This window comes from Ewingella americana (assembly GCF_006438725.1).
In the GTDB taxonomy this organism is placed as follows: domain Bacteria; phylum Pseudomonadota; class Gammaproteobacteria; order Enterobacterales; family Enterobacteriaceae; genus Ewingella; species Ewingella americana_A.
The window spans coordinates 1-713 of the sequence record NZ_RCZD01000031.1; the positions used below are offsets into that span (position 1 = coordinate 1).

A 713-nucleotide genomic window follows, 5' to 3' on the forward strand; every position below is an offset into this window, starting at 1 on the left:
AGGCTTAACCTTACAACACCAAAGGTGTTTTTAGTCTGAGAGACTATGAAGTTTGATTTTCAGCGATGTTCCGAGATTGGTTCGTATGGCGTAATGGAGTGAGCGATCATGAAGTTGTGCGGTATGGATGAAACAGAATTTGCCTGGCGGCACTAGCGCGGTGGTCCCACCTGACCCCATGCCGAACTCAGAAGTGAAACGCCGTAGCGCCGATGGTAGTGTGGGGTCTCCCCATGCGAGAGTAGGGAACTGCCAGGCATCAAATAAGTGAGAAACCTCAGTCGAAAGACTGGGGTTTCTTGCTTTTCAGCGCTTAAAATAGAGCAGAGATAAATTAAAGCAGAATTAATGCCTATCACTGTTTGATTATTGAGCGCATGAACAACATGTTTTACATAAAAGGCCATCCAGTTGATTAATGCCGATCGTTTAAGAGTACTTGAACGATCCTGCCAGTAAGAGACAATCCGGGAACAGCCTTCTGTTCCCGGATTTTTTATGTCTGAAGATGACATGGATTTTGTTGTTGATGCTTTCTCCTCTGAGATCGATGCCTTTTCACGTTCACTTGACCCTCTCTGGATCCACCAGGCCCTGACTGCCTGCCAGAAGGCCAGTATTCGCAGGCGTCGTCTGCCTGCTGAGCAGGCTGTATGGCTCATCCTGATGATGGGGTTGTTGCGTGATTTATCCATCAAAGATGTCTGCCATCA

The 713-nt window shown here is 47.3% G+C and carries 1 protein-coding gene and 1 rRNA gene; both read left to right on the forward strand.

Going from position 1 to position 713, the window contains the following annotated elements; genetic code table 11:
• The first annotated feature begins 142 nt into the window (after positions 1–142).
• Positions 143–258, forward strand: a 5S ribosomal RNA gene (gene rrf / locus EAH77_RS25005).
• A gap of 240 nt (positions 259–498) precedes the next feature.
• The coding region (locus tag EAH77_RS25010) for a transposase domain-containing protein (protein ID WP_194150507.1) at positions 499–713 on the forward strand (215 nt) is incomplete at its 3' end.